Raw genomic sequence first — 24,080 nt, 5'->3', positions numbered from 1 at the left:
GTCGGGTGATCAGGTGATGGCCTGTGCGGGCAGGTCGGCCGGTGTCCGCTGGTGACCCGCACCGGCGCGCAGGGTGAGCACCATGGTCATCCCGCCACCCGGGGTGTCCTCCGCCTCGAGGGTGCCGCCCATCGCCTCGGCGAAGCCGCGGGCGACGGCCAGGCCCAGGCCCACACCGGCACCGCGTGGGGCGTCGCCGTAGCGCTGGAAGGGCTCGAAGATCCGGTCCTTGTCGCTGTCGGGGACACCCGGGCCACGGTCGGCGACCCGCACCTCGACGCGGTCCCGCAGCGCGCTGGCGGCGACCTTGACCCGTTCGCCGGGCGGGCTGTATTTCACGGCGTTCTCGACAACGTTGGCAACGGTGCGCTCCAGCAGCCCCGGATCGACGGCGACCATGGGCAGGCTCTCCGGGACGTCGAGGGTGACGCTGCCCTCGGGCACCCCGCCGAGTGCCCTGGGTACCACCTCGTCCAGGTCGATCTGCCGGATCAGCGGAGTGACGGTGCCGGTCTGCAGCCGGGACATGTCCAGCAGGTTCCCGACGAGATGATCGAGCCGGTCGGCACCGTGCTCGATGCCCTCCAGGAGATCGGCCTCGTCCTCCTCGGACCAGGCCACATCGTCCGACCGCAGCGAGGTCACGGCCGCCTTGATCGCGGCCAGTGGCGTACGGAGGTCGTGGCTGACGGCGGCGAGCAACGCGGTACGGATGCGGTTGCCCTCGGCCAGCTCGCGGGCCTGTTCGGCCTCGCCGAGCAGCCGCTGCCGGTCGAGTACCCCGGCGGCCTGTGCGGCGAAGGCGGCGAGCACCCGGCGGTCCTCGGCGGGGAGCATCCGGCCGCCCAGGACCAGCATCATATGGTCGCCGACGGGCATATCGACCTCGCCATCCTCAGGGCGCAGCAGCGGCCTGCCGCCCTCGGGGCCGCTCACGCTGGCCGCGCAGCTCCAGCCGCTGTGGTCCTCCTCCCGCTCCAGCAGCGCGGCCGTCTCCATGGCGAAGGTCTCCCGGACCCGTTCCAGAAGCGCTTCAAGCGAGTCATCACCGCGCAGCACGCTGCCCGCGAGCACGGAAAGTATCTCGGACTCCGCACGCAGCCGGGCGGCCTGATGGGTGCGGCGCACGGCGATGTGCACGACCGAGGCGACCGCCACCGCGACCATGAAGAAGATGACGATGGAGACCGCGTTGCGCGGATCGGTGACGGTCCAGGTGTGTGCCGGGTCGGTGAAGTAGAAGTTCAGCAGCGCCGAGCAGACCGTTGCCGAGGCGAGCGCCGGAAGCAGACCGCCGAGCAGCCCGGCGGCGACATTCAGCACCAGGAAGAACAGCACGATATTGGTGAAGCCCAGGTGCGGATCGAGACCGACGAGCAGCAGGGTCAGCAGCCAGGGGGCCGCCACGGCGGTGAGCCAGCCCGCCATGATCCGGGACCGGCCAAGCCGGGAGCCACGGACGACGGGCAGCCCACGGCCCTTGGCGACCTCACCATGGGTGACGATATGCACATCCAGATCCGGCCCGGACTCCCGGGCGACGGTGGTCCCGACACCGGGCCCGAAGATGTACTGCCAGGCCCTGCGGCGGCTGGAGCCGAGCACGATCTGGGTGGCGTTCACACCACGTGCGAAATCGAGGAGCGCACCGGGTATGTCATCGCCGATGACGTGGTGGTACGTGCCGCCCAGGTCCTCGACGAGGGTCCGCTGGACGGCCAGCTCCTTCGGTGAGACGGCGGTCAGCCCGTCGGCACGGCCGATATAGACGGCAAGGATCTCGCTGCCGGAGCCCTTGGCCGCCATCCGGGCGGCCCGGCGGATGAGGGTGCGGCCCTCCGGCCCGCCGGTGAGTCCGACGACGATGCGCTCACGGGCCTGCCAGGTGGACCGTATGGAGTGCTCGGAGCGGTACTGCTGCAGGTACTCATCGACCCGGTCAGCGGTCCACAGCAGGGCCAGCTCACGCAGCGCGGTGAGATTGCCGGGCCGGAAGTAGTTGGACAAGGCGGCGTCGACCTTGTCGGGGCTGTAGATATTGCCGTGCGCCATCCGGCGGCGCAGGGCCTGCGGGGACATATCGACCAGCTCGATCTGGTTGGCGCGCCGTACCACCTCATCGGGGACGGTCTCCGGCTGCCGCACCCCGGTGATGGACTCCACGACATCGCCCAGCGACTCCAGATGCTGGATATTGACCGTGGAGATCACATCGATCCCGGCCTCCAGCAGCTCCTCGATGTCCTGCCAGCGCTTCTCATGCCGAGAGCCCGGGGCATTGGTGTGCGCCAGCTCATCGACGACGGCGACCCGGGGGGCACGCGCCAGTACGGCGTGGACGTCCATCTCCTCGAAGGCGGCGCCCCGGTGGGTGTACGCACAGCGCGGAATCCGCTCCAGACCGTGCAGCATCACTTCGGTGCGGGGCCGCCCGTGGTGCTCCACGAATCCGATCACCACATCGGTACCGCGCTCCGCGCGGCGGTGTGCCTCCGCGAGCATGGCGTACGTCTTGCCCACGCCGGGCGCCGCGCCGAGGTAGATCCGCAGCTTTCCACGTCGTGACATGACTCCATTTTGACCACTCAAACGAGTGATCAGCGCCGTACGGGCGTCACTGGACGTCAGGGTTCCGTATGGATGACGAGTCAGAGGCGGGCGATTCGGAAGGCGAGAAACGCCACCAGGGCGAACACCAGAATCGCGACCGCGACGAGGGCCACATCGGCCATCGTGTGCTCCTTGGGGAGACGGGTGTGTGGGGATCCGCTTGATGGGATACCCCACGCGGACCCCTGTTCCCAAGCCGTTGGCGCACCCTTGACGCGTCTCTAACGCGCCAAGGGTGCGCCTTTACGCCATCCATACGCCCCGGTTGGGCGGTTCTCCCCTACCCACCCCTTCCCGAAACCGGGGGCTGGCGCCCCCAGACCCCCACCATGTTGTGGGCACTCGCAGCCCCGCGAGGGGCTGTGGGTGGGCACAACCCCGGGCCACCGGCCCGCACCGGGCAAACCCCGGGGCCCGGGGCGAAGCCCCGCCACGCGGCGGAGCCGCACATCGGCGCAGCCGGGAAGGGGCGGGATTGGGGAAACCCACCCCAGCGCAGCGGGAACCGCTCCGCTGGGGTGACCGCGCTAGCCGGCGGCGTAGCCGCGGTTGCCCAGCTCCTCCGACATCTGGATCATCGCGAACAACGCGCCCTCCGGGTCAACGACATGAGTCAGCCGCCCATACGGCGATTCACGCGGCTCCCGCACCACATGGCCGCCCAGTTCGGTCACCTGGTGAGACGCGGCATCCACATCCGACACGGCGAAGTACGTGACCCAGTGCGGGCCACGGTCCCTCGGCACCGAGTTGCCGACCCCGTGAATCCCGGCGACCGGTCTGCCGTGCAGATGCAGCATGAGGTAGTCGATATCGGTAGAGACTATGGGCTCCAGCTCATAGCCGAAGACCGCGGAGTAGAACTTTCCGACGGCCGAGGACTCGTACGTGACCAGCTCATTCCAGACCGGGGCCCCTGGCACACCACTGATCTTCGCGCCGATGTGTTTGGCGGCCTGCCAAATCCCGAAGGACGCTCCTGCGGGATCCGCCGCGATCGCCAGCCGCCCGGCGTCCTCGGCGTCCAGCGGGCCGACCCCGACCGTGCCGCAGCAGTCGTGAATCAGCGCGCAGGTCTCGTCCGCGCCATCCGTTGCCACATAGGGCAGCCAGGCGATCGGCAGCTGCCGCCCCGCGTGGTGGATCTCGCCGAGACCGGCGACCTCCCGCCCGTTCAGCAAGGCACGACAGTACGGTCCCAGCTGCTGTGGACCCGCATGGAACTCCCAGCCGAACAGCTCGCGGTAGAAATCCTGGCTCGTAGCCAGGTTGTGCACCATCAGGCTCACCCAGCAGGGCGTGCCCGGTGCGTGCCGAGTCAGTGCCTCGGTCATCTGTGTCGTCTCCTCGGGACCATCATCGATGCGGTCGTGCGGTGCGTTTCCGTGAGCTCTCTGTGTAGATGCTCGCACTCTCCGCATAGGTCTGTCCCCGACCTCGCCGGATTGCCGCCCGGCGATCGGAGAATGCGCGTGGGTGCTACGCGAGAATGCACCCATGACTCCCATCATCTCCGCATCTGAACTCGCGAGCGAGCTGGCCCGTGCGAAGAGTGTTCCCGTGCTGCTCGATGTCCGGTGGGAGCTGGGCGGGCCGCCCGGCCGCCCGGCGTATGAGGCCGGGCATCTGCCCGGAGCGGTCTATGTCGATCTGGACTCCGAGCTGGCCGGGCCGGTGACTGACGGCGCCCGCCATCCGCTGCCTGATCTCGGGGTTTTCGGTGCCGCGATGCGACGGGCCGGGGTGTCGGGCGGGCGCCCTGTCGTGGTCTACGACGGTGGCCAGGGCTGGGCGGCCGCCCGCGCCTGGTGGCTGCTGCGCTGGGCCGGGCACCCGGACGTGCGGGTCCTGGACGGCGGTCTGGCGGCCTGGAACGGACCGGTGAGCACCGAGACGCCCGCTCCGGCCGAGGGTGACTTCGTCCCGAAGCCTGGTGCGCTGCGCTTGCTGGACGCCGATGACGCCGCCGCGCTGGCCCGCCGTGGCGTGCTGCTGGACGCGCGGGCCGGGGAGCGGTACCGGGGCGAGGTGGAGCCGATCGACCGGATCGGCGGCCATATCCCCGGCGCGGTCTCCGCCCCGACGAGCGAGAACGTCACCGGCTCCGGTGCCTTCCGCCCGGCGGCCGAGCTCGCTGCCCGCTTCATGGCACTCGGCGCGGAACCGGGCGCCGAAGTCGGTGTCTACTGCGGCTCGGGGGTCTCCGCCGCGCACGAGGTCCTCGCCCTGGCGGTGGCGGACATCGACGCAGCGCTCTACGTCGGCTCCTGGTCGCACTGGTCCGCGGATCCGGCCCGCCCGGTCGCGACGGGCCCGGAACCGGGCTGAGTCCTCCTCCTCAGCCCTGCTTCCTCAGACCTGCCTCTTCAGTCCTGCTTCTTCCGGCGCGTACCGAAGACAATCTCGTCCCAGCTCGGCACCGCCGCCCGCCGACCGGGGCGGACGCCGTCCGCCTCGGCCTGGCGGTCGGTGTTGCCCGTCAGCCGGTCCCGGTGACCGGCGACCGACCGCGGCATCAGGACATCCGCGTACGCCGAGCCCGCGCTCGCCGCCGGGGCGGGCGGTTCCTCCGATTCCGGCTCCTCGGCGACGGCCGGTTCCGACGGCTCCTCGGCCACCGCGGGCGGCGGCTGGTCCGGCACGATCATGTCGCCCCGGAAGTTCGGCACCGCCTCCAGCAGGCTGGTCAGCGAGTCCCGGTCGTCACGGCCCTCAGTGTCCGTCGCGGGTCTGCGTTGGTCCTCCGCGGCAGGCGGCTCCTCCGGCGCCCGCTCCGAGCGGTCCCGGGGCAGCCGCGCGATCCGCGGTACGAACGGGAAGCTCGGCTCCGGCGTGTCGTCGGTATCGCCGATCAGCGCCCGCGCCTCGTCATCAACGGCCTGCACAAGCCGTCGCGGCGGGTCGTAGGTCCAGCTCGCCGAGTGCGGCTCACCGGCCACCAGATAGACGAGCAGCACCTCCCAGGTGCCGTCGTCGCGGCGCCAGGAGTCCCACTGCACGGTGTCCTTGTCGGCGCCGCGCATCAGCAGCCGCTCCGCGACCGCCTCGCCGAGCTGCGGCCCGGTGTTCTCGCCGGGGCGGCGCACGGGGGTCTTACGGGCCCGCTCGGCCATGAAGGCCCGCTCGGCCAGCACCGGCCCCTCGAAGCGCCGCACCCGGTCGACCGGGATACCCGCCAGCTGGGCGACCTCCTCGGCGGAGGCGCCAGCCCGTATACGCGCCTGGATGTCCCGGGGCCGCAGATGGCTCTCGACCTCGATCTCGATCTGGCCGAGCCGGGCGCGGTCATTGCGCACGGCGGCACGCAGCCGCTCATCGATGGGAAGCGTGTACTCCGTGCTGTCGGCAGCCTTGAGCACCAGCCGTGTGCCGTCGTTGCTGACGGCCACGACACGCAGTTCGGGCATGGGGACCTCCCGGGTGGTGCCTGCCGACGTCACGTGCGTCGCTGCTCCCGCTAGACGAGTGTGGCCTGCCCGGGTGCAGCCTGCCACAACCTTGCCGAATTGCCCGGCGTGTCGGACCTGCGCCCTCATCCGCCGTTATGGCACGGTTACCTGTTAGCCACGCTGAGTGACGGAATTCTTGGCTTTCCATCACTCTGTGCCACGCAGGCTGGGCAGGGCCGAGGCCAGGGCTCGTCACACTACTCCATTAGGACCACGTGGGTAGACCGGCGCGCCGCCCAAGTTCTCCTGAGGCAAGGGAGTTGAACATCCGCACGAACATAAGACGCGCGCAGCATTGGTGGCGATCTTCACAGAAGCGGCGGAAGCGCAACTGAACACTTCTCCCGGGTGTCCCTCAATCGTGCACAGAACGAATGAGTGTGCGATCTGAGCGACCTGAGGCGGGAGATGGACAGCGAACAGAAGACCAGGCAGAAGACCAAGCAGAAGGTGATCGATGTCAGCGTTCCGCAGGTGGCGGGCAGCGCGCTGGCAGCGGTGATCGCCGCCGTGATCGCGGGCAAGCTCGGCCTGTACGGGACCTTCATCGGTGCCGGGGTGGTGAGTGTGGTGGCCACCACGGCTGGGCCTCTCTTCCAGCATCTGTTCCACCGCACCGGTGAGCAGGTCAAAGACGTGACAGTGCAGGCGAAGCCGACCGCCCACGGCGCCAAGTGGCGGGACTGGAAGCGCGCCCTGCTTCCGGCCGTCCTCGTCTTCCTCGTCGCCGTCGGAGGCCTCACCTTGTACGAGACGCTGTCCGACAGAAACGTGTCCGGCGGCAAGGGGGGAACGACATCCTTCGGCAATCTCTTCCACCACAACTCCGCTGGCGGAGCTCCCGCCCCGGCCCCGGCCCCGGAACAAGCCACGGGCGGTGACGGCGGCACGGGTGGCGGCACCGGCGACCAGTACCGGCCGGGCTCAGCCACCGAGCAGTCCCCCGACACGGACGGGGCGAGCGGCTCCAGTGGGTCCAGCGGCACTGGTGACACCGGCGCCACCAGTGACACCGAAACGAGTGACAGCACTAGCGGCTCCACGCCTACTCCCACCCCGCCACCCACGCCGACACCCTCGGCACCGGACCCGGACAATTCCGGCGGATCCGACGGCGGCAGCGGTACGGACAGCGGCGGTGACACCAGCGGCGGCGCTGACACCAGTGGCTCCGGCGCGAACGGCACACAGGACGGCGCCCCGGACGCCGCTGAGTGAGGCCGTAGCGGGTGGGCGCCGGTCGGCGCCCTCAGTCGCCCAGCACCCGCCGCAGATACCCGTTGCTGAAGAGCCGGCCCGGGTCCAGCCGGTCCCGCAGCGCCGCGAACTCGCCGAACCGCGGATACACCCCCGCCAGATACTCCGCGTCGCGGCTGTGCAGCTTGCCCCAGTGCGGACGGCCGCCATGGGCGGTCATGATCCGCTCGGCTGCGGTGAAGTACGCCCGGTAGGGGGTGCCGCGGTAGACATGCATCGCGATGTACGCGGTCTCCCGGCCGCTGGCGGTGGAGAGCGCGATGTCATCAGCCGGGGCGGTGCGGACCTCGACCGGGAACCCGATCCGCAGGTCCGAGCGCTCGGTCATGGTCTTCAGCTCACCCAGCGCGGCCATCGCCGCCTCACGCGGCACCGCGTACTCCATCTCAAGGAACCGCACCCGGCGTGGGCTGGTGAAGACCTTGTACGGGATGTCGGTGTACGTACGGGCCGACAGCGCCCGGCTGGAAACCCTGGCGATGGCCGGGACCGTCGCCGGGACGGCCTTCCCCAGCGAGCAGGCCGCCTGGAAGACGCCGTTGGACAGCAGCTCATCGTCGACCCAGCCGCGCACCCTGGGCAGCGGCACGGCGGGGCCGAGGGAGCGGTTGTTGCGCTTGGTATTGCAGTTGTCGGTGTGCGGGAACCAGTAGAACTCGAAGTGCTCGTTCTCCGCGACAAGCTGTTCGAACTCCGCTGTGACCCGGTCGTACGGCATGGGCTCCTCGCGGGCGCTGAGCAGGAAGACCGGCTCTATGGCGAAGGTGATCTCGCTGATCACGCCCAGCGCCCCCAGCCCGACCCGGGCCGCGGCGAACACATCGGCGTTCTCCTTACGGGAGCAGCGCAGCACCGAGCCATCGGCGAGCACCAGCTCAAGCCCCTCGATCTGCGCCGCGATGGAGGCCGAGTCGCGCCCGGTGCCATGGGTGCCGGTGCTGGCGGCGCCGGAGACGGTCTGCTCCATGATGTCGCCCATGTTCGTGAGCGAAAGACCCGCGCCCGCCAGCACCTGATTGAGCTGCAGCAGCGGGGTACCGGCGGCCACGGTCACCGTCCCGGCCACCCGGTCGATCTCCCGCACGCCGCTGAGCCGTTCCGGACGTATGAGCACACCGTCCGTGGTGGCCACGCTGGTGAAGGAGTGACCCGTACCGACCGCCTTGACGGGCAGCCCGTCCTCGGCAGCCCGCCGTACCACCTCCGCCAGCGCGTCCGTGGTCGAGGGCGCCACCGTCCGCAGCGGCCGCGCGGTCGCGCTGCCCGCCCAGTTACGCCAGGTCGGCCGGGTGCTGTCGGACCCGCGTGAAGTATTCATACGTCCCTCCCCTTGCCCATCCCCGCCACTTGGAGCGGGATCATACTCACGGCGGGCCGTGATTCGTCTCCCGGAGTTGAATGGCAGGATCGGAGACATGCCCGATGAGCGACCGCACCCCTATGACGCCCTGCTGCTCCTCTCCTTCGGCGGTCCGGAAGGGCCGGAGGATGTGGTGCCGTTCCTGGAGAACGTGACCCGCGGTCGCGGCATCCCACGGGAGCGGCTGGAAGAAGTCGGCCAGCACTACTTTCTCTTTGACGGCATCTCCCCCATCAACGCCCAGAACCGCGAGCTGCTGGACGCGCTGCGCAAGGACTTCGACCAGCATGGCCTGGATCTGCCGGTGTACTGGGGCAACCGCAACTGGAGCCCGTATCTGACCGACACCCTCCGGGAGATGGTGCGCGATGGACGCCGCCGCATTCTGGTGCTGACCACGAGCGCGTACGCCTCGTACTCCGGCTGCCGCCAGTACCGGGAGAACCTCGCCGAATCGCTGGCCACCGTGGAGGCCGAACTCCCCCCGGGCCAGGAGCTGCCCCGCGTCGACAAGCTCCGGCACTACTTCAATCACCCCGGTTTTCTGCGCCCCATGATCGACGGGGTGCTGACCGCGCTCGGCCGACTGCCGCAGGAGGTGCGCAACAGCGCGCACCTCGCCTTCACCACCCACTCCATCCCGACCGCCGCGGCCGACACCTCCGGGCCGGTGGAGCAGCACGGCGATGGTGGCGCGTATGTCGCCCAGCATCTGGATGTGGCGCGGCTGATCAGCGACGCGGTACGTGAGGAGACCGGCGGCCAGCACCCATGGCGGCTCGTCTACCAGTCCCGCAGCGGCGCCCCGCACATTCCCTGGCTGGAGCCGGACATCTGTGACCATCTGGAGGCCCTGCACAGCGCGGGGGCGCCCGCGGCCGTGATGGTCCCGATCGGCTTTGTCTCGGACCATATGGAGGTCCTTTACGACCTCGACACCGAGGCCATGGCCAAGGCCGCTGAGCTGGGCCTGCCGGTCGTACGGTCCGCGACTGTCGGCGCGGACCCGCGCTTTGTGGCCGGTATCCGGGAGCTGGTGCTGGAGCGCGCCGCCGTCGAGCGGGCCGCCGAGCCCGAACGGTGCGCGATGGGGAACCTCGGCCCCTCCCACGATCTGTGCCCCATCGGCTGCTGCCCCGCCCGTACGCCCAAGCCCGCGGCCGCGGGCGCCGACAGCCCGTACCTCTGAGGCCCTGAGGAGAGACATGACCGACCAGCTCCGAGGTGAACTCCTCGATATAGCGCTGGAGGCCGCCCAGCGCGCCGGTGAGCTGCTGCGTGATGGCCGCCCGGCGGATCTCGGGGTCGCCGCGACCAAGTCCAGCCCCGTCGATGTCGTCACCGAGATGGACATCGCCGCGGAGAAGCTGATCACCGGCTTTCTCGCCGAGCGCCGCCCCCATGACGGGATCCTTGGCGAGGAGGGCGCGGACAGCGCGGGCACCAGTGGGGTGCGGTGGGTCGTCGACCCGATCGACGGCACGGTGAATTACCTGTACGGGCTGCCGAACTGGGCGGTCTCCATCGCCGCCGAGGTGGACGGCGAGACGGTTGTCGGCGTCGTCCACTGCCCGCCCCGGGCCGAGGTGTACTGGGCCGTCCTGGGCGAGGGCTCCTGGCGTAACGGGGAACGGGTGCGCTGCCGGCCGGCGCCGGCTCTCGACCAGGCCCTGATCGGTACCGGCTTCAACTACACACTGCGGCTCCGCACCGCGCAGGCTGAGCTGGTCCGTCAGCTGCTGCCGCGGGTCCGTGACATCCGCCGCTCCGGGTCTGCGGCGCTGGACCTGTGCGATGTGGGTGGCGGTCGGCTGGACGGCTACTACGAGCGCGGCACGAATCCCTGGGACTACGCCGCGGGTGATCTCATCGCGCGGGAGGCGGGTGCCGTGACCGGGGGGCGGCCTGGGGAGCCCGCCGGTCCTGGGCTGGTCATCGCCGCTTCTCCGGGGGTCTTCGAGGAGCTCCAGCCGCTTCTGGACGAGCTGGGGGCCTGGCGCGGCTAGGCCGTTTCTTTTGGATCATCTCGCTGACCAGATGAAGATGGCGGCGAGGTGGAGTCCGGCGAGGTAGATGGTGGCGGTCTTGTCGTAGCGGGTGGCCAGGCCGCGCCATTGCTTGAGTCTGTTGATGCAGCGCTCGACCGTGTTGCGCCGCTTGTAGGCGTCGCGGTCGAAGGCTGGTGGTCTGCCGCCGCGGCTGCCGCGGCGTTTGCGGTTGGCGGCCTGGTCGGCGGGCTGCGGGATCACGGCCCGGATCCCGCGCCGACGGAGATGGGTCCGGATCGCGCGGGATGAGTAGGCCTTGTCGGCCAGGATCACGTCCGGCGTGATCCTGGGCCGGCCGATTGGCCGGGGCACCCGTAAGCGGGCCATGACCTCGGGGAATGCGGGTGCGTCACCTGCCTGGCCAGGCGTGATGACGAAGGCCAGGGGCCGGCAGTGGCTGTCCGCGGCGAGGTGGATCTTGGTGGTCAGTCCGCCGCGGGAGCGTCCGAGGGCATGGTCGTCCGGCTCGCCGGCCGGGGCCCCTTTTGACGGGCCCCGGCGGCGTGCTGGTGGGCTCGGACGATGGTGGAGTCGACCGCGACGACCCAGTCGAGGTCGCCTTCGGCGTCGGCCTGGGCGAGCAGGGCGGTGAAGACCTTCTCCCAGGTGCCGTCGGCGGCCCACTTCCGCAGGCGGTTGTGGGCGCCCTTCCACGACCCGAAGTGCTCGGGCAGGTCCATCCACGGTGTCCCGGTGCGGTACTTGAACGCGATCGCGTCGATCACCTGGCGGTGATCACGCCACCGTCCGCCCCGCTTCGGAGTCCGGTCCGGCAACAACGGCTCGATCCGTGCCCACTGGGCATCAGTCAACGACACACATCAACCAACGATCAGATGATCCGAAGGAAACGGCCTAGGTGTATTGATCATGAGCGTTGTTGACACTCGTGGGTCTTGATCATGGCGAAGACCTCCGGTGTGGTGGAGCTGTCTAGGACTGCACCGCACGGAGGTCTTCGTGTCCCACCGTAATGCCCGACTGACTGTTCATGGCAGGCGGCTGCTGGTCGAACGTGTGTGTTCGGGCCGTCCGGTCGCGCATGTCGCGGCGGAGATGGGCGTCTCCCGCATGACAGCCCACAAGTGGGTGCGCCGCTGGCGGAACGAGGGGGAGCCAGGCCTGCATGACCGTTCCAGCCGCCCGCACACCACCCCGCACCGCACAGCACCAGCCATGGAAGCGCGGGTGCGTGAGCTGCGCACGACCCGCAAGCTCGGCCCGGCCCGCATCGGCCCGATCCTTGGCCTGCCCGCCTCCACCGTGCATCGCGTCCTCGCCCGCCACGGCCTGCACCGGCTGTCCTTCCTGGACCGGCCCACCGGGCAGGTCATCCGCCGCTACGAACGCGACCGGCCCGGCGAACTGATCCACGTGGACGTCAAGAAACTCGGCCGGATCCCCGACGGCGGCGGCTGGCGGATCCACGGCCGTAAAGACAGCCGACTGACCAAGACCGGCGCCGGCTACGACTACATCCACTCCGCCGTCGACGACCACACCCGCCTGGCCTACAGCGAGGTCCACACCGACGAGAAAGCCGCTACCTGCGCAGAGTTCCTCCGGCGAGCCGCCGCCCATTTCGCCGGGATGGGCATCCGCCGCATCGAACGGGTCCTTACCGACAACGCCTGGTCCTACCGCAAGAGCAGCCTGTGGAAGCAGGCCCTGACCGACCTCGGCGCAGTCGGCAAGCTCACCCGCGCCTACCGGCCACAGACCAACGGCAAGGTCGAACGCTTCAACCGCACCCTGCTCGACGAGTGGGCCTACCTACGGCCCTACACCAGCAACGCCGATCGAACAGCGAGCCTCGAAGGCTTCCTGCACACCTACAACTACCATCGCTGCCACACCGCACTGGCAGGCCAGCCACCCATCAGCCGCGTCAACAACCCTGCGGGTCAATACACCTAGGCCGCCGCAGGGGCGTTGCCCCTGTCCGGCCCTTCCCGGCTTGTACCGGCATGCGGCTCCGCCGCGCGGCCGGGGCTTCGCCCCGGGGCGGGGCGGGGTGCTGTGGGTGGGGTTTCCCCTGTCCCGCCCCTTCCCGGAAACCGGGGCTCTGCCCCGGGGCCCGGGGGTTGGCCGGTGCGGCTGCGTGGGCCGGTGTTGTGCCCACCCGTGCCGCCCCTCGGGCGGCCCGAGTGCCCACAACGCGGGAGGGCGCCCCCTGGGTCCGGGGGCGCCCTCGTTGGTGGGTCGGGAATCAGCGCGTGGCGCCGACCTCCACACCGTGCTCAGCTGCCAGACGGCGCAGATCCTCCAGCTCGGCCTGCTCGACCTCGGCGAGGAAGTCGTCGCCCGATTCACGAGCGCGGTGCAGGTCGGTCTCGGTGCTCTTTATACGCTGCAGAATGCCTGCGGTGAACGCGTCCATGGTGCGCCCCCTCGTGGTAGGTCGGTGGCACGGGGGTGTGCCGGGGGTGGACCGATCACGGCGTGGTCCCCGATGTGGTCAGCAGCTAGTCGTGGCATGCCGCCTACAGGGCGTGATCGAGGGTGTGCAGGGGTCCTCCCCCCGCCATTCCTCAAAGAAACCTCAAGCACTACGAAAAATGTGTGAATCCTCGGGGCCGCAGAACCCTTACAGCCGGTTTATGAGACTTCGGGGCACGATGGAGAGCGAATCGACCAGCATTCGAGGGAAGGACAGCGCTGTGCGCGTACTCGTCGTCGAGGACGAGCAACTGCTCGCTGATGCCGTGGCCACCGGGCTGCGCCGGGAGGCCATGGCGGTCGATGTCGTCTACGACGGAGCCGCGGCCCTGGAGCGCGTCGATCTCAATGACTACGACGTGGTCGTCCTCGACCGCGATCTGCCCCTGGTTCACGGCGATGATGTCTGCCGCAAGATCATCGAGCTGGAGCTGCCCACCCGGGTACTGATGCTCACCGCCTCGGGCGATGTGAGCGACCGTGTCGAAGGGCTGGAGCTCGGCGCGGACGACTATCTGCCCAAGCCCTTCGCCTTCAGCGAGCTGACCGCCCGCGTACGTGCCCTGGGGCGCCGTACCACGGTCGCGCTGCCGCCTGTGCTGGAGCGCGCCGGGATCAAGCTCGACCCCAACCGCCGCGAGGTTTTCCGGAACGGTCAGCAGATCCAGCTCGCGCCCAAGGAGTTCGCCGTCCTCGAGGTGCTGCTGCGCAGTGAAGGCACCGTCGTCTCCGCCGAACAGCTGCTGGAGAAGGCCTGGGACGAGAACACCGACCCCTTCACCAACGTCGTACGGGTGACGGTGATGACGCTGCGCCGCAAGCTGGGCGAGCCTCCAGTGATCGTCACCGTGCCCGGCTCCGGCTACCGGATCTGAGTCCGCCATGACTGCCCCCACATCCCCGCCCCCGTCCGGCACCGGCACCGGCACCGGACCACCACCACCGCCCAGTGCCCCGCCCAAGCCCACCTGGGGCCCACCGGAGCCCCCACGCTCGTATCTCTGGCTGCGGCCCACCATCCGGATCAGGCTCACCGTGCTCTACGGCGGGATGTTCCTGGTCGCCGGGATGCTGCTGTTGACGATCATCTATCTGCTCGCCGCGCAGGCGCTGCAGGAGGGCAGCAAGCTGCCAATCCGGATCACCGGTCTGGATCTGCAGGTCAGCAGCGAGACCTGCCAGCTTCCCACCATCGGCACGAGCGATGATCTCAACCGGGCACTGGACGCCTGTCTGCAGCATCAGCGCAGGGTGGCCCTGGAGTCCCTGCTGAAGCACTCCCTGCTGGCGCTGCTGGGTCTGGCGGTCGCCGCCTTCGCCATCGGCTATGTGATGTCGGGCCGGGTGCTCTCTCCGCTGGGCCGTATCACCCGTACGGCCCGTCAGGTCGCGGGCTCCGATCTGCACCGCCGGATCGAGCTGGACGGGCCGGACGACGAGCTCAAGGAGCTGTCCGACACCTTCGACGAGATGCTGGACCGGCTGGACAGGGCATTCACCGCCCAGCAGCGCTTTGTCGCCAATGCCTCACACGAGCTCCGCACCCCACTCGCGATCAACCGCACCCTGCTGGAGGTCCAGCTCTCCGATCCGGCCGCCTCGCCCGACGTCCAGCAGCTCGGCAAGACGCTGCTGGCCACGAACGAGCGCAGCGAGCAGCTGGTGGAGGGCCTGCTGCTGCTCGCCCGCAGTGAGAACGAGATCATCGACCGCAAGCCCGTGGATCTCGCCGAGGTGGCCGGCCGGGCGGTGGAGCAGAGCCGCACGGAGGCCGAGGAGAAGGGCGTCGAGCTGCGCGGAGTGCGGCAGCCCGCCTATGTGCAGGGCAATGGTGTGCTGCTCGAGCGGGTCGCCCTCAATCTCGTACAGAACGCCGTGCGCTACAACCTCCGCGAGGGAGGCTGGGTCTCGGTGAGTACCGTCGCGCGGCCCGGGGAGGCGGTGCTGACCGTCGAGAACACCGGGCCGCAGGTGCCCGCGTATGAGATCGACAATCTTTTCGAGCCCTTCCGCCGACTGCGCACCGAGCGCACCGGCAGCGACAAGGGTGTCGGTCTCGGGCTGTCGATCGCGCGGTCGGTGGCGCGCGCACACGGTGGGACCATCACCGCGGAGCCCCGCGAGGAGGGCGGTCTGGTGATGCGCGTCGCGCTGCCGGTCTGAGCCCGTGATGCGACTCCCGTCGGCGTCTGAGATAGTGCATCCTCGAAAGCCAGGAGGTTCGCTATGGGTGGAATTGTTGCGGTTCGACGCCCGCCGTAGCCAATTGTGATCGATCGCACACACGAATTCTTTGGCCATTTACTGTCCGTGATCGCAGACTCGGTGGAAATCACCCAAAAATCCAGGTTTCCGCAGGTCATGATCGCGGGAAGTACCTGAGGTGGCGTGCGCGAAGCGCGACCTTCGGGCCATATCTGGCCCGTTCAGCAGCCCGGCCGATCACCTCTTCAGGGGTGCGGTTGGGTGTCGATTGAGTAACAGACCTTGATGTGAGGCAAAATCTCCGCCTCGGGTCGGGCACAAGTCCGGCCTCTCATGCGTTACGTGCGCTGAGACACCACAGATACCCGGAGGGGGAGAGCGACATGGCAACGGATTACGACACTCCACGCAAGACCGATGATGACGCCAACGAGGACAGCATCGAAGAGCTCAAGGCACGGCGGAACGACAAGGCCGCCTCGAGCGTCGACGTAGATGAGTTCGAGCAGGCCGAGGGACTTGAGCTGCCCGGGGCGGATCTCTCCAATGAGGAGCTGTCCGTCCGGGTGCTGCCGCGTCAGGCCGACGAGTTCACCTGCATGAGCTGCTTCCTGGTGCATCACCGCTCCCAGCTGGCCGCGGAGAAGAACGGACAGCTGATCTGCCGCGACTGCGCGGCTTGACCGGCAAGCCTCCGTGGCGGTCGAGGACGCACGTGATGACGAGCGGGGCCGAGTAGCCTCGCTCGCCCCCGCGGCGTGCCCGGCTGCGGTGTGCGCAGGACGAAGGCGAAGGCCGGGAAGCCCGACGACGATCAGAACAGACTGCGGGCGTTCCCCGGTGCCGTCGCCGACAGCCTGACCGGCACTCTCCACGGCAGGCCGTGCCGCAGACCGTGCCTCAGGCCGTCCTGGCCGACTCCAGCGCTGCGACCAGCCGGTCCGGGCAGCGCGTCGAGAGATAGACATACGGCGTCGGATCCTCCGGGTCCGTGATCTCGACCCGCACCGCCGTCGGGATGTATCCGCGCAGCACCATGAACGCCCGTGGATTCGCCTTGTGCGTACGCCAGGCGCGGGCCTCTTCGGGGTCCAGTGCCCTCGCCTCACCCAGCGCCGTCAGCGGGATCCGGGCACTGGCCGCGACCAGCGAGCCGGCGATGACCCGGATCCGCACCGAGCCATAGGCGCTCACCGCGGCCGCCGCCAGCGCGGCCCCGGCGACCAGCCCGCCCAGCGCCGGCAGCGGTCCCACGGGCAGCAGCACCAGGCTCAGCGCGACTCCGGCCAGTACGGCGATCAGCCACCAGGAGCGGGGTGCGGTCAGTCGTTCGTCGTACGCCATGCCTCCCAGCTTGGCACGGGCGGACACCACCCCGGCCACCGGAACCCCGGCCACCGGACCGCACCCGCGATCCCCGGGCCCCGGGCGCCGGTGCGGCAGGGAAGGGCGGGCGCTGTGACCGAAGCGTGCGGCGGTAGGGTCTGGTTGCGTGACTGCTCCCAAGACCTCGCTGACACCGCCTGAAGACGCCCTGCCCCCGGCACGTCACCCCGACGCGCCCGCACCGGGCGAACCCCTCGGTGCTCACTACGACCAGTGCTTCGGCTGCGGCGACTGGCAGCCGCACGGACTGCACCTGGCCGCACGGGCAGGCGAGGGTGTCAACGTCACCGCTGAGTTCACCGTCACGCCCGACCACCAGGGCGCCCCCGGCCTGGCACACGGCGGCGTCCTGGCCACCGCGCTGGACGAGACGCTGGGCTCCCTCAACTGGCTGATGCACACCATCGCCGTGACGGGACGGCTGGAGACGGACTTCCTGCTGCCCGTCCCCGTGGGTACCGTGCTGCATCTGGACGCCCGGGTGACCGCGGTGCACGGGCGGAAGATCTACTGCACCGCCACCGGCCGGATCGGCGGCTATGACGGCCCGGTCGCGGTGCGTGCCGATGCCCTCTTCATCGAGGTCAAGGTGGAGCACTTCATCGAGAACGGCCGCGAAGAGGAAATCCAGGCCGCCATGAAGGACCCGGACCAGGTCAGGCGCGCCCGCGCCTTTGAGGTGAACCCGTGACCCCTTCCCCGCCCCCCGCGGCTCGTCATCCCGTGGACGTGCTCATCCGCCGTGTGGACCCCGATGTGCCGCTGCCCGGCTATGGGCACCCGGGCGACGCGGGTGCCGATCTCGTCACCACCGAGGCCGCCGAACTCGCTCCCGGCGAGCGGACAGTGCTGCCGACCGGAGTGTCCATCGCGCTGCCCGATGGATACGCGGCCTTTGTTCATCCGCGCTCCGGGCTGGCCGCCCGCTGTGGCGTCGCGCTGGTGAATGCCCCGGGAACGGTGGATGCCGGGTACCGTGGAGAGATCAAGGTGATCGTGGTCAACCTGGACCCGCACGAGAGCGTGCGGTTCGCCCGGTTCGATCGCATCGCCCAACTCGTCGTCCAGCAGGTCGAGAAGGTGCGTTTCCACGAAGTGGAAGAGTTGCCGGGATCGGCGCGGGCCGCCGGGGGCTTCGGCTCCACGGGTGGCCACGCTGGCGGGGGTGCTGGGGCTTCACAGCACAATCAATACGCTGCGGTCGGTGCCGACGAGGGCGCCGACCTGAAGGGACAGTGACGTGTTCGGACGTCGTCGCAAGCGGGACGAGAAGCCGGAAGGCGTCTCGGACGATAACGAGACAGCTGCCGACGAGGTGGCGGACGAGGCCGCGGAGTCCGAGGCCGCGGTGGACGAGGCAGCGCGGGTGAAGCTGCCGCCGGCCCCGCGCCCCGACGGCCCCTGGGACATTTCCGAGGTCAGCGAGCCGGACAAGGGCCGGGTCGACCTCGGCGGACTGTTTGTGCCCGGTGTCGAGGGCATGGAGCTGCGGGTCGAGGTCGCCGGCGACGCGATCGTCGCCGCGACCGTGGTCCTCCAGGACAGCGCCATCCAGCTCCAGGGCTTCGCCGCGCCCAAGCGCGAGGGCATCTGGGATGAGGTACGCGAGGAGATCGCCTCCGGCATCACCCAGCAGGGCGGAGTCATCGACGAGGTCGAGGGCCCGCTGGGCTGGGAGCTGCGGGCTCAGGTGCCGGTGCAGCTCCCGGACGGCAAGCACGGGGTGCAGGTCGTGCGCTTCATCGGGGTGGACGGGCCGCGCTGGTTCCTGCGCGGTGTCATCTCCGGTCAGGGCGCGGTGCAGCCGCAGGCCGCCGGGCTGCTGGAGCAGATCTTCCGGGACACGGTCATCGTGCGTGGCGATTCCCCGATGGCCCCCCGGGACCCGATCGTGCTCAAGCTGCCCAATGACGCCCAGATGGTGCCCGACGGCGTCCAGCAGGACTCCGCCGAGGAGGGCTCCCGGTTCGCCGGTGGCATCGACAAGCTGCAGCGTGGCCCGGAGATCACCGAGGTGCGCTGACACCACGCTGAACTGCACACAGCCGAAGGCCGGTGGCCGTTCCCCATACGAGAACAGCCACCGGCCTTCGTTACGGGAGGGGCGGAGCCCCGTCCGGGTCAGCCGACGGGGAGGACGTCGGGGGACAGCGCGCCCGCGCGTGCCGTGGCGGCGGTCAGCCGACGACGGTGGTGGCGGCGGCACAGCACCTCATAGCCGAGCTCACCGGCCGGCTGGCCGACATCCCCGACGACCACCTGGGCACCCTCGACGACCATCCGCCCACCGACCGTACGGGCGTTGTGTGTGGCCCGCGCTCCGCACCAGCACAGCGCTTCGACCTGAAGCACCTCCACCCGGTCGGCCAGCTCGATCAGCCGCTGGGAGCCGGGGAAGAGCCGGGTGCGGAAGTCCGTGGTGATGCCGAAGGCGAAGACATCGATGCCGAGGTCGTCGACGACCCGGGCGAGCTGGTCGATCTGCTGCGGGGTGAGGAACTGTGCCTCGTCCGCGATGACATAGTCCGTGCGGCCGCCCGCGGTGAGGTGGCGGACGAGGTGGGCGTGGAAGTCGAAGCCGTCGCCGGCCTCCACGGCCTCGGTGACCAGCCCGAGCCGGGAGGAGAGCTTCCCCTCGCCCGCCCGGTCGTTGCGGGTGAAGATCATGCCCTGTAGCCCGCGCGCTGATCTGTTGTGCTCGATCTGGAGAGCGAGTGTGCTCTTTCCGCAGTCCATGGACTGCTGGGACGTATAGCAACCAACTCTGACCAGGAGAAAGCCCCCGCCCTGCGCCACGGGGGAAGCACACAACGGGGGCTCAGTCACCCCACTACCGGGATGCTGAGGGCATCAACCGGCAGGGTCTCAGGGCAGCCACCTTTCTAACGTGCCTCCCACGCACTGCGGACAGGGGACCTTGCACGTATGTCGGCAAGTGGAGCACCCAGCGAATCCGGCACAGTCAGGACACCAGACAGAGTGCCATCCAGCGCAGTAGCCGCAGTAGGTGTGTGGTCTGTCGCTGGCCTTCGCTGCCCTCTTGCGGGTCTTCGTGGCCCGCTCAATGGCGACCGTCACGACACCTCAGCCCCCGCCGTGCCTCTTCCATCCGACGCGCCATCTCGCACGACTTGTCAGGCGTGCACTCTGCGCATTCCTGCCTGTGCATGAGGTACGCGGATTGAAGTTGATCAATGTCCGCTGTGCGTGGGTGCGCGGAGACTTCGGTAACGCGTTGCATCGCGCCACTCCCGGACCCGGTATCGACCCACTTCCACAGTGTCTCTGTCACGGCTGCCTGCCTCTCCTCGCTGCCGTTGACGCTAGGGACCAACCCGGCAACGCCCCAAGGAGTTTGCGCATGTTTGCGGGCCATCTTGACGTGCTCGAACGGCAGTTGGACGCTGGTCAGGGTCCGCAAACACGAGCAACCCTCCCGACAGGAGAGCGATCATGCGGCTAACGTTCCTGGGCAAGGAGTCCAACCCCACGGAGTCACCCACGCTGTACGCCTCAGACGCAGACTCATACGTCGTCCAAGGATGGAAGGTCACCAACCCGGAGATCACGAGCAAACTCGAAGTCCCCAGCGGAGAAACGATCGTTGAGGTACCAGCCCGACTCTTCAAGCACCTCATCAACGATGGAGTTACCGGCACGGTGAGCACGTGGGCGCACCCCATCGTGTACGTCACGGAGAGCGGTAACTACATCGTTCAGGGAAAGAAGGTCAGCGACACTGAGACGCTGGGACAGATGCGCATTCCGGATTACGAAGACTGCGTAGAGGTCAGCAAGGCAGCAATCAAAGCACTGTTGGAGGAAAGCGCCGATGGATCTGGTCACGGCTGAACGGCGTGACGAGCTGTTCTCAACATTCAAGCGGGAAGCGTTCCATCTGGAACTCAAGGACGAATACCGCGTCTCCATCGAGGATGGCCCGTACGCGAAGTGGCTAAAGGGTGAGCCAGACGACTTCGAATGGTTCCGCCCGTGGCTCGAACAGACACGTTCGCTGACGGCAGCGGGGAGGACCATTCGGCGCGTTCGCGTCGTGACGGAACCAGTAACCGAGTACATCAGGTGGGAAATCGAACTCACCCCGATGAACCACGAAGCGGGGGAAGAGATTCGATGGCTGCCACGACACCACATCCCGGAAGGGTTTGAGTTTCCGGCCAACGGTAACGACTGGTGGCTATTCGACAGTGAAACGCTGGCTGTCACCCATTTCCGCCCTGACGGACGGTTCGAGGGTGCAGAGCTGATCACTGATCCGGCCGTTGTCGGGGAAGCCGTACGGGTCAGGGATCAGCTCTGGTCACTCGCCACCCCGTACGACGACTACAAGCACTGATTCCCCGCTGTGTCACACCAAGCCCAACAAGCGCGTGAAGCGTTCGGCGCCCGGCTAAGGGAACTCCGCAAAGACGGGGGTCTCACTGGCCGGGCGCTGGCCAATTCGGCAGGCTGGCACCTCTCTAAGGTCTCCCGTATCGAGCACGGGAAGCAGAACATCAGCGAGGATGACCTACGCACCTGGTGCCGGATCGTAGGGGCCGAAGAACAAGTTCCTGACCTAATCGCCACCATCCGCAATATTGAGGCCATGTGGATGGAATGGCGACGCATGTTCACCGCTGGTGCGAAGAGCCCCCAGAAGCGTTCGCTATCTCTCTACGAGAAGACCTCAGCTTTCCGTATCTACCATCCGACCGTTGTATGGGGGACGCTACAGACTGCCGATTACGCCGCTGCCACCTTCCGTCAGGTAATCGAGTTCCTACAGATTCCCGATGACACAGATGAAGCCGTTTCCTTGCGTATGCAGCGTCAGCAGTACCTATATCAGGGTGACCGCCGATTCAGTGTCATCCTCGGGGAACAAGCGCTCTACACCAATTACGGGGGACCCGATGTAATGCGCGGGCAGCTAGATAGGCTATTGGCTGTTATGAGCCTGCCCCGGCTTAGTCTCGGGATTATCCCTCGCAGGGCAGAACAGAAGATTTGGCCAGGGAACCCCTTTAGCCTCTTTGATGATCGCTTGGTTGTGGTGGAAACCTACTCCGCTGAACTCACGGTCACACAGCCCCGAGAACTCGCCCTCTACAAGCGGGCTTTCTCCATGCTTCAAGAGTCAGCAGTGTACGGGCAAGAGGTACGGGCGCTGATCGCTATGGCCCTTGACGAGTGGGGACGGGAAGACTGAGCAAAAACCCCCGTACCGACAGTCAGCGGGTACAGGGGTTCATTCATGTAGCGAGTGCAGCACGGATGCGCTGAGCGCGTGCCTGTCCAATGCGGAAATGCGACTGCATCTGTCGCAGCGATACCGGCTTACCGGTCCGAGTGCGTATCTCTTCGTCCAGCTTCCGCGCATCCGACAACAGCGGGTCTGCATCCGGCGCCTTGCTCGCTGCACTCGGAATCTCTGTGCGCCTCTCTGCGGGCTTCTCAGACTCTCGGGACTCCCGAACTACCTTCGGGGCTTCCTGTGGCTTCTCGGAGACGTTTACGGCCTTGCTGAGAGCATGGACGCGCCATAGCACCAGCGGGGCAATAGCGGAGACAGCGACAATCAGCGGCACGGACACGGGAAGCTGTCCAGATGCAACCAGGTGCGCCGCTGCATTCACCGCAATCAGCGCAACGACTACGGCGGCAACGTCACGACCGGTGCGGAATGCGCGGAGTGCGTAAATGTCGAGTGCAGCCGGAACGCATCCGGCAAGCACAGTGCCGAAGCCTACGGCGCGAGCAAGGCTGTACTCAGCGGATGCAGTGCCAATTAGTGCGGCAACGAGTGCAGCCCACCCGAGATAGTCACGCTTCATCAGGCAGGCTCCTTGATAGGTGTTTTCCCGGCTGCCTTGCGTACGTCGTTGCGGCAGTCGCGTAGAAGGCGCTTGATAGCGGCTGCAAGTTCGGTGTCAGTCATTCGGCGGGTCCCCTCAGCAGCGAAGCTAGCCATTCGTCGTCGGCCCAATCCCAGGGCTCGTAAGCGTTGTCGTAATTCAGCCTGCGCAGTGCTGCCGCTTCGTCCGCTGTAAGCCGTCCAGCGTCTTCGTGCCGCGCTATCGCGCTGTGAAACGCGTCAGCCGTTGGCCTGTCGATATGTTCCAGCGGAGCCATGGCGCCACGAATCTTGTCGTAGATAGGGCTACTCATCGAGACCAGCCACAAGCTTCAACGCTGCCACGGTTGCCGGGGAAGTGTCGTGCTCAACTCCACTGTTTTTCACCATGGCAGCGTTGCGAGCCGCACTGTACGAGTTCAGCCCCAATGCATTCTGAAGGGCGCGAATTCCAGCGGAATAGATGTTGATTATGGTGATTGCCGGGTGTTTCACCGGTACGCCGTTGGCGCCGGTCAACACCATGCCATCCCGGCTAATCTGTCGTTCAGCGTCCATTACGCGGGCACTATTCAGCGCGTAAGTGGCGAATGCTTCTCGCTCGTGAGGCTTGACGATTCGGTCAGCCGTAGCGCGCTGCCACACGGCGGAAGCGTCAGCGGTGGTCTGTGGGTCGGTGCCGAATTCGGCTGCCCATTCTGGCTCTTCGATCACGGTTGGTCATCCTTTCGCCTGCCACGAAAACGGTCTTACCCCCCTGAGCCACGCGTTTCCCTCCCTGCCGACCGGTCGGAAGGCCTGTGGGGGTCCCCCCGCCACCCCGGGCGGTCACACAGCGTGAAATGGGGCTGTTTCAGTGCCCACATGAGCCCCGAATTCGGCCTAAAATGGAGGAATTTCCGGCCCTTTTGGCTTCGCTGAGCGCTCATGTGCCCATCCACCAGGCTGATTTCGCGCTGTTTCGCGGTTGTGGCAAGGCACGCACAAGGGCCTGAGATGCCCGAATGCGTCCGGATCGGACTCGCCACGCGCCACGAGCTGCTTACGCGACAGCGGGAAATGGTCCGCAACCTTGGCGGCTGCACCACATAGACAGCACCACGGACGCGAGTAGATGAACGCCGCTCGTCTACGCCTCCACTTACTCTGTCCGTACACATCATTGCCAGCTTGCGCGCCCATGCGCCTATCAGCACGCCTGTGCGCCTCACAGCGGCCCCCTGAGGTTAGCTCCGGGATCCGGGCACGGGACACGGCACGCGAGGCTTACTCGGCATATGAGAGCCCTTCTGTAGGCCCTATGAGGGCATGGGATGGGGGAGGTGAAAACGGGGGCTTATCTGCCCCAAGGGGCTTCACAGGGACCCGTAGAGGGTTTTCTGAGCGGCCCTGGGGGAGCCAGTGAGACACGGGCGGGGTATCTCGCTGGCTCCATGTCAGGTGGCGCTATACCAGCGTGCGGAGTTCCG

At 67.9% G+C, this 24,080-nt stretch carries 24 protein-coding genes; 14 read left to right on the top strand and 10 right to left on the bottom strand.

What is annotated here, in order from left to right:
• Positions 1–9: 9 nt before the first annotated feature.
• Positions 10–2,568 (bottom strand): sensor histidine kinase, encoded by a 2,559-nt coding sequence (locus tag test1122_RS21695; RefSeq protein WP_232270831.1) that lies wholly within the window; start codon positions 2,566–2,568, stop codon positions 10–12.
• A 569-nt stretch (positions 2,569–3,137) separates the two neighbouring features.
• Positions 3,138–3,944, bottom strand: a complete 807-nt coding sequence (locus tag test1122_RS21690; RefSeq protein WP_232270830.1) for a VOC family protein — start codon at positions 3,942–3,944, stop codon at positions 3,138–3,140.
• A gap of 163 nt (positions 3,945–4,107) precedes the next feature.
• Between test1122_RS21690 and test1122_RS21685 the strand changes: the two genes are divergently transcribed.
• Positions 4,108–4,938 (top strand): sulfurtransferase, encoded by an 831-nt coding sequence (locus test1122_RS21685; RefSeq protein WP_232270829.1) that lies wholly within the window; start codon positions 4,108–4,110, stop codon positions 4,936–4,938.
• A gap of 38 nt (positions 4,939–4,976) precedes the next feature.
• Here the strand turns inward: test1122_RS21685 and sepH are convergent, their stop codons facing one another.
• Entirely contained in the window at positions 4,977–6,050 is a 1,074-nt protein-coding gene (gene sepH, locus test1122_RS21680; RefSeq protein ID WP_232270828.1) for a septation protein SepH, read from the bottom strand.
• Between the two features lie 417 nt (positions 6,051–6,467).
• Here sepH and test1122_RS21675 point away from each other — a divergent pair, with 417 nt between their 5' ends.
• Positions 6,468–7,277 carry a hypothetical protein gene (locus test1122_RS21675; protein WP_232270827.1) on the top strand — a complete coding sequence of 270 codons (810 nt, stop codon included), beginning with the start codon at positions 6,468–6,470 and terminating at the stop codon, positions 7,275–7,277.
• A gap of 31 nt (positions 7,278–7,308) precedes the next feature.
• Here test1122_RS21675 and test1122_RS21670 read toward each other — a convergent pair whose 3' ends face one another.
• Positions 7,309–8,634, bottom strand: coding sequence for a D-arabinono-1,4-lactone oxidase (locus tag test1122_RS21670; protein WP_232270826.1), 1,326 nt, complete (start codon positions 8,632–8,634; stop codon positions 7,309–7,311).
• Between the two features lie 97 nt (positions 8,635–8,731).
• Between test1122_RS21670 and test1122_RS21665 the strand changes: the two genes are divergently transcribed.
• On the top strand, positions 8,732–9,865 hold the full coding sequence (locus test1122_RS21665; protein WP_232270825.1) for a ferrochelatase: 1,134 nt from the start codon (positions 8,732–8,734) through the stop codon (positions 9,863–9,865).
• A 16-nt stretch (positions 9,866–9,881) separates the two neighbouring features.
• A complete protein-coding gene (locus test1122_RS21660) occupies positions 9,882–10,682 on the top strand; it encodes an inositol monophosphatase family protein (protein WP_232270824.1) in 801 nt (266 codons plus the stop codon).
• Between the two features lie 15 nt (positions 10,683–10,697).
• Here test1122_RS21660 and test1122_RS21655 read toward each other — a convergent pair.
• A protein-coding gene (locus test1122_RS21655; RefSeq protein ID WP_422396910.1) for an IS5 family transposase occupies positions 10,698–11,542 on the bottom strand; the annotation gives its coding sequence in 2 pieces (ribosomal slippage) (positions 10,698–11,212 and positions 11,212–11,542; 846 coding nt in all).
• A 142-nt stretch (positions 11,543–11,684) separates the two neighbouring features.
• On the opposite strand from test1122_RS21655, the gene test1122_RS21650 reads away from it, so the two are divergent.
• Positions 11,685–12,641, top strand: a complete 957-nt coding sequence (locus test1122_RS21650) for an IS481 family transposase (protein ID WP_232268212.1) — start codon at positions 11,685–11,687, stop codon at positions 12,639–12,641.
• 292 nt (positions 12,642–12,933) lie between these two features.
• Here test1122_RS21650 and test1122_RS21645 read toward each other — a convergent pair whose 3' ends face one another.
• Complete coding sequence (locus test1122_RS21645; protein ID WP_232270823.1) at positions 12,934–13,104, bottom strand: hypothetical protein; 171 nt, start codon at positions 13,102–13,104, stop codon at positions 12,934–12,936.
• 280 nt (positions 13,105–13,384) lie between these two features.
• Here test1122_RS21645 and test1122_RS21640 point away from each other — a divergent pair, with 280 nt between their 5' ends.
• The 3 genes from test1122_RS21640 to test1122_RS21630 all read left to right on the top strand — a co-directional run bounded on the left by test1122_RS21640 (position 13,385) and on the right by test1122_RS21630 (position 16,051).
• Positions 13,385–14,038, top strand: coding sequence for a response regulator transcription factor (locus test1122_RS21640; RefSeq protein ID WP_232270822.1), 654 nt, complete (start codon positions 13,385–13,387; stop codon positions 14,036–14,038).
• Between the two features lie 7 nt (positions 14,039–14,045).
• Entirely contained in the window at positions 14,046–15,326 is a 1,281-nt protein-coding gene (locus tag test1122_RS21635; RefSeq protein WP_232270821.1) for a sensor histidine kinase, read from the top strand.
• A gap of 425 nt (positions 15,327–15,751) precedes the next feature.
• Entirely contained in the window at positions 15,752–16,051 is a 300-nt protein-coding gene (locus test1122_RS21630; RefSeq protein WP_232270820.1) for a DUF4193 domain-containing protein, read from the top strand.
• Between the two features lie 217 nt (positions 16,052–16,268).
• On the opposite strand, the gene test1122_RS21625 is transcribed toward test1122_RS21630, so the two are convergent.
• Complete coding sequence (locus tag test1122_RS21625) at positions 16,269–16,712, bottom strand: DUF3093 domain-containing protein (RefSeq protein WP_232270819.1); 444 nt, start codon at positions 16,710–16,712, stop codon at positions 16,269–16,271.
• A 148-nt stretch (positions 16,713–16,860) separates the two neighbouring features.
• Here test1122_RS21625 and test1122_RS21620 point away from each other — a divergent pair, with 148 nt between their 5' ends.
• Genes test1122_RS21620 through test1122_RS21610 form a run of 3 tightly spaced genes read left to right on the top strand, consistent with a single transcriptional unit; the run spans position 16,861 to position 18,777 of the window.
• Positions 16,861–17,445, top strand: coding sequence for a PaaI family thioesterase (locus test1122_RS21620; protein WP_232270818.1), 585 nt, complete (start codon positions 16,861–16,863; stop codon positions 17,443–17,445).
• A gap of 32 nt (positions 17,446–17,477) precedes the next feature.
• Positions 17,478–17,993, top strand: coding sequence for a dUTP diphosphatase (gene dut / locus test1122_RS21615; RefSeq protein ID WP_232270817.1), 516 nt, complete (start codon positions 17,478–17,480; stop codon positions 17,991–17,993).
• 1 nt (position 17,994) lies between these two features.
• The gene (locus tag test1122_RS21610) at positions 17,995–18,777 is read left to right on the top strand and encodes a DUF3710 domain-containing protein (RefSeq protein WP_232270816.1); all 783 of its coding nucleotides are present in this window, start codon (positions 17,995–17,997) and stop codon (positions 18,775–18,777) included.
• A gap of 98 nt (positions 18,778–18,875) precedes the next feature.
• Here the strand turns inward: test1122_RS21610 and test1122_RS21605 are convergent, their stop codons facing one another.
• Positions 18,876–19,490: a thymidine kinase gene (locus test1122_RS21605; protein ID WP_232270815.1), complete on the bottom strand. Its 615-nt coding sequence runs from the start codon at positions 19,488–19,490 to the stop codon at positions 18,876–18,878.
• A gap of 717 nt (positions 19,491–20,207) precedes the next feature.
• On the opposite strand from test1122_RS21605, the gene test1122_RS21600 reads away from it, so the two are divergent.
• The 3 genes from test1122_RS21600 to test1122_RS21590 are packed head-to-tail and all read left to right on the top strand — an operon-like array spanning position 20,208 to position 21,966.
• Positions 20,208–20,606, top strand: a complete 399-nt coding sequence (locus tag test1122_RS21600; protein WP_232270814.1) for a hypothetical protein — start codon at positions 20,208–20,210, stop codon at positions 20,604–20,606.
• The gene (locus test1122_RS21595) at positions 20,587–21,111 is read left to right on the top strand and encodes a DUF6879 family protein (RefSeq protein WP_232270813.1); all 525 of its coding nucleotides are present in this window, start codon (positions 20,587–20,589) and stop codon (positions 21,109–21,111) included. Before test1122_RS21600 ends, test1122_RS21595 begins: the two co-directional genes overlap by 20 nt.
• 9 nt (positions 21,112–21,120) lie before the next feature.
• A complete protein-coding gene (locus test1122_RS21590) occupies positions 21,121–21,966 on the top strand; it encodes a helix-turn-helix domain-containing protein (RefSeq protein WP_232270812.1) in 846 nt (281 codons plus the stop codon).
• Between the two features lie 43 nt (positions 21,967–22,009).
• Here the strand turns inward: test1122_RS21590 and test1122_RS21585 are convergent, their stop codons facing one another.
• A complete protein-coding gene (locus test1122_RS21585) occupies positions 22,010–22,591 on the bottom strand; it encodes a hypothetical protein (RefSeq protein ID WP_232270811.1) in 582 nt (193 codons plus the stop codon).
• Between the two features lie 326 nt (positions 22,592–22,917).
• Positions 22,918–23,325 (bottom strand): P27 family phage terminase small subunit, encoded by a 408-nt coding sequence (locus tag test1122_RS21580; protein WP_232270810.1) that lies wholly within the window; start codon positions 23,323–23,325, stop codon positions 22,918–22,920.
• Positions 23,326–24,080: the final 755 nt, after the last annotated feature.

It is taken from the genome of Streptomyces gobiensis, from assembly GCF_021216675.1.
GTDB lineage: Bacteria > Actinomycetota > Actinomycetes > Streptomycetales > Streptomycetaceae > Streptomyces > Streptomyces gobiensis.
This window is presented reverse-complemented; position numbering and strand designations above follow the sequence as displayed.

What these genes read in the sequence shown, in the direction of transcription:
- test1122_RS21635 (WP_232270821.1), top strand. Translation starts at nt 14,046, where the DNA reads ATGACTGCCCCCACATCCCCGCCCCCGTCCGGCACCGGCACCGGCACC.
- test1122_RS21670 (WP_232270826.1), bottom strand. Translation starts at nt 8,634, where the DNA reads ATGAATACTTCACGCGGGTCCGACAGCACCCGGCCGACCTGGCGTAAC.
- test1122_RS21675 (WP_232270827.1), top strand. Translation starts at nt 6,468, where the DNA reads ATGGACAGCGAACAGAAGACCAGGCAGAAGACCAAGCAGAAGGTGATC.
- test1122_RS21630 (WP_232270820.1), top strand. Translation starts at nt 15,752, where the DNA reads ATGGCAACGGATTACGACACTCCACGCAAGACCGATGATGACGCCAAC.
- test1122_RS21600 (WP_232270814.1), top strand. Translation starts at nt 20,208, where the DNA reads ATGCGGCTAACGTTCCTGGGCAAGGAGTCCAACCCCACGGAGTCACCC.
- test1122_RS21625 (WP_232270819.1), bottom strand. Translation starts at nt 16,712, where the DNA reads ATGGCGTACGACGAACGACTGACCGCACCCCGCTCCTGGTGGCTGATC.
- test1122_RS21585 (WP_232270811.1), bottom strand. Translation starts at nt 22,591, where the DNA reads ATGAAGCGTGACTATCTCGGGTGGGCTGCACTCGTTGCCGCACTAATT.
- test1122_RS21695 (WP_232270831.1), bottom strand. Translation starts at nt 2,568, where the DNA reads ATGTCACGACGTGGAAAGCTGCGGATCTACCTCGGCGCGGCGCCCGGC.
- test1122_RS21690 (WP_232270830.1), bottom strand. Translation starts at nt 3,944, where the DNA reads ATGACCGAGGCACTGACTCGGCACGCACCGGGCACGCCCTGCTGGGTG.
- test1122_RS21595 (WP_232270813.1), top strand. Translation starts at nt 20,587, where the DNA reads ATGGATCTGGTCACGGCTGAACGGCGTGACGAGCTGTTCTCAACATTC.
- test1122_RS21660 (WP_232270824.1), top strand. Translation starts at nt 9,882, where the DNA reads ATGACCGACCAGCTCCGAGGTGAACTCCTCGATATAGCGCTGGAGGCC.
- test1122_RS21605 (WP_232270815.1), bottom strand. Translation starts at nt 19,490, where the DNA reads ATGGACTGCGGAAAGAGCACACTCGCTCTCCAGATCGAGCACAACAGA.
- test1122_RS21665 (WP_232270825.1), top strand. Translation starts at nt 8,732, where the DNA reads ATGCCCGATGAGCGACCGCACCCCTATGACGCCCTGCTGCTCCTCTCC.
- test1122_RS21685 (WP_232270829.1), top strand. Translation starts at nt 4,108, where the DNA reads ATGACTCCCATCATCTCCGCATCTGAACTCGCGAGCGAGCTGGCCCGT.
- test1122_RS21645 (WP_232270823.1), bottom strand. Translation starts at nt 13,104, where the DNA reads ATGGACGCGTTCACCGCAGGCATTCTGCAGCGTATAAAGAGCACCGAG.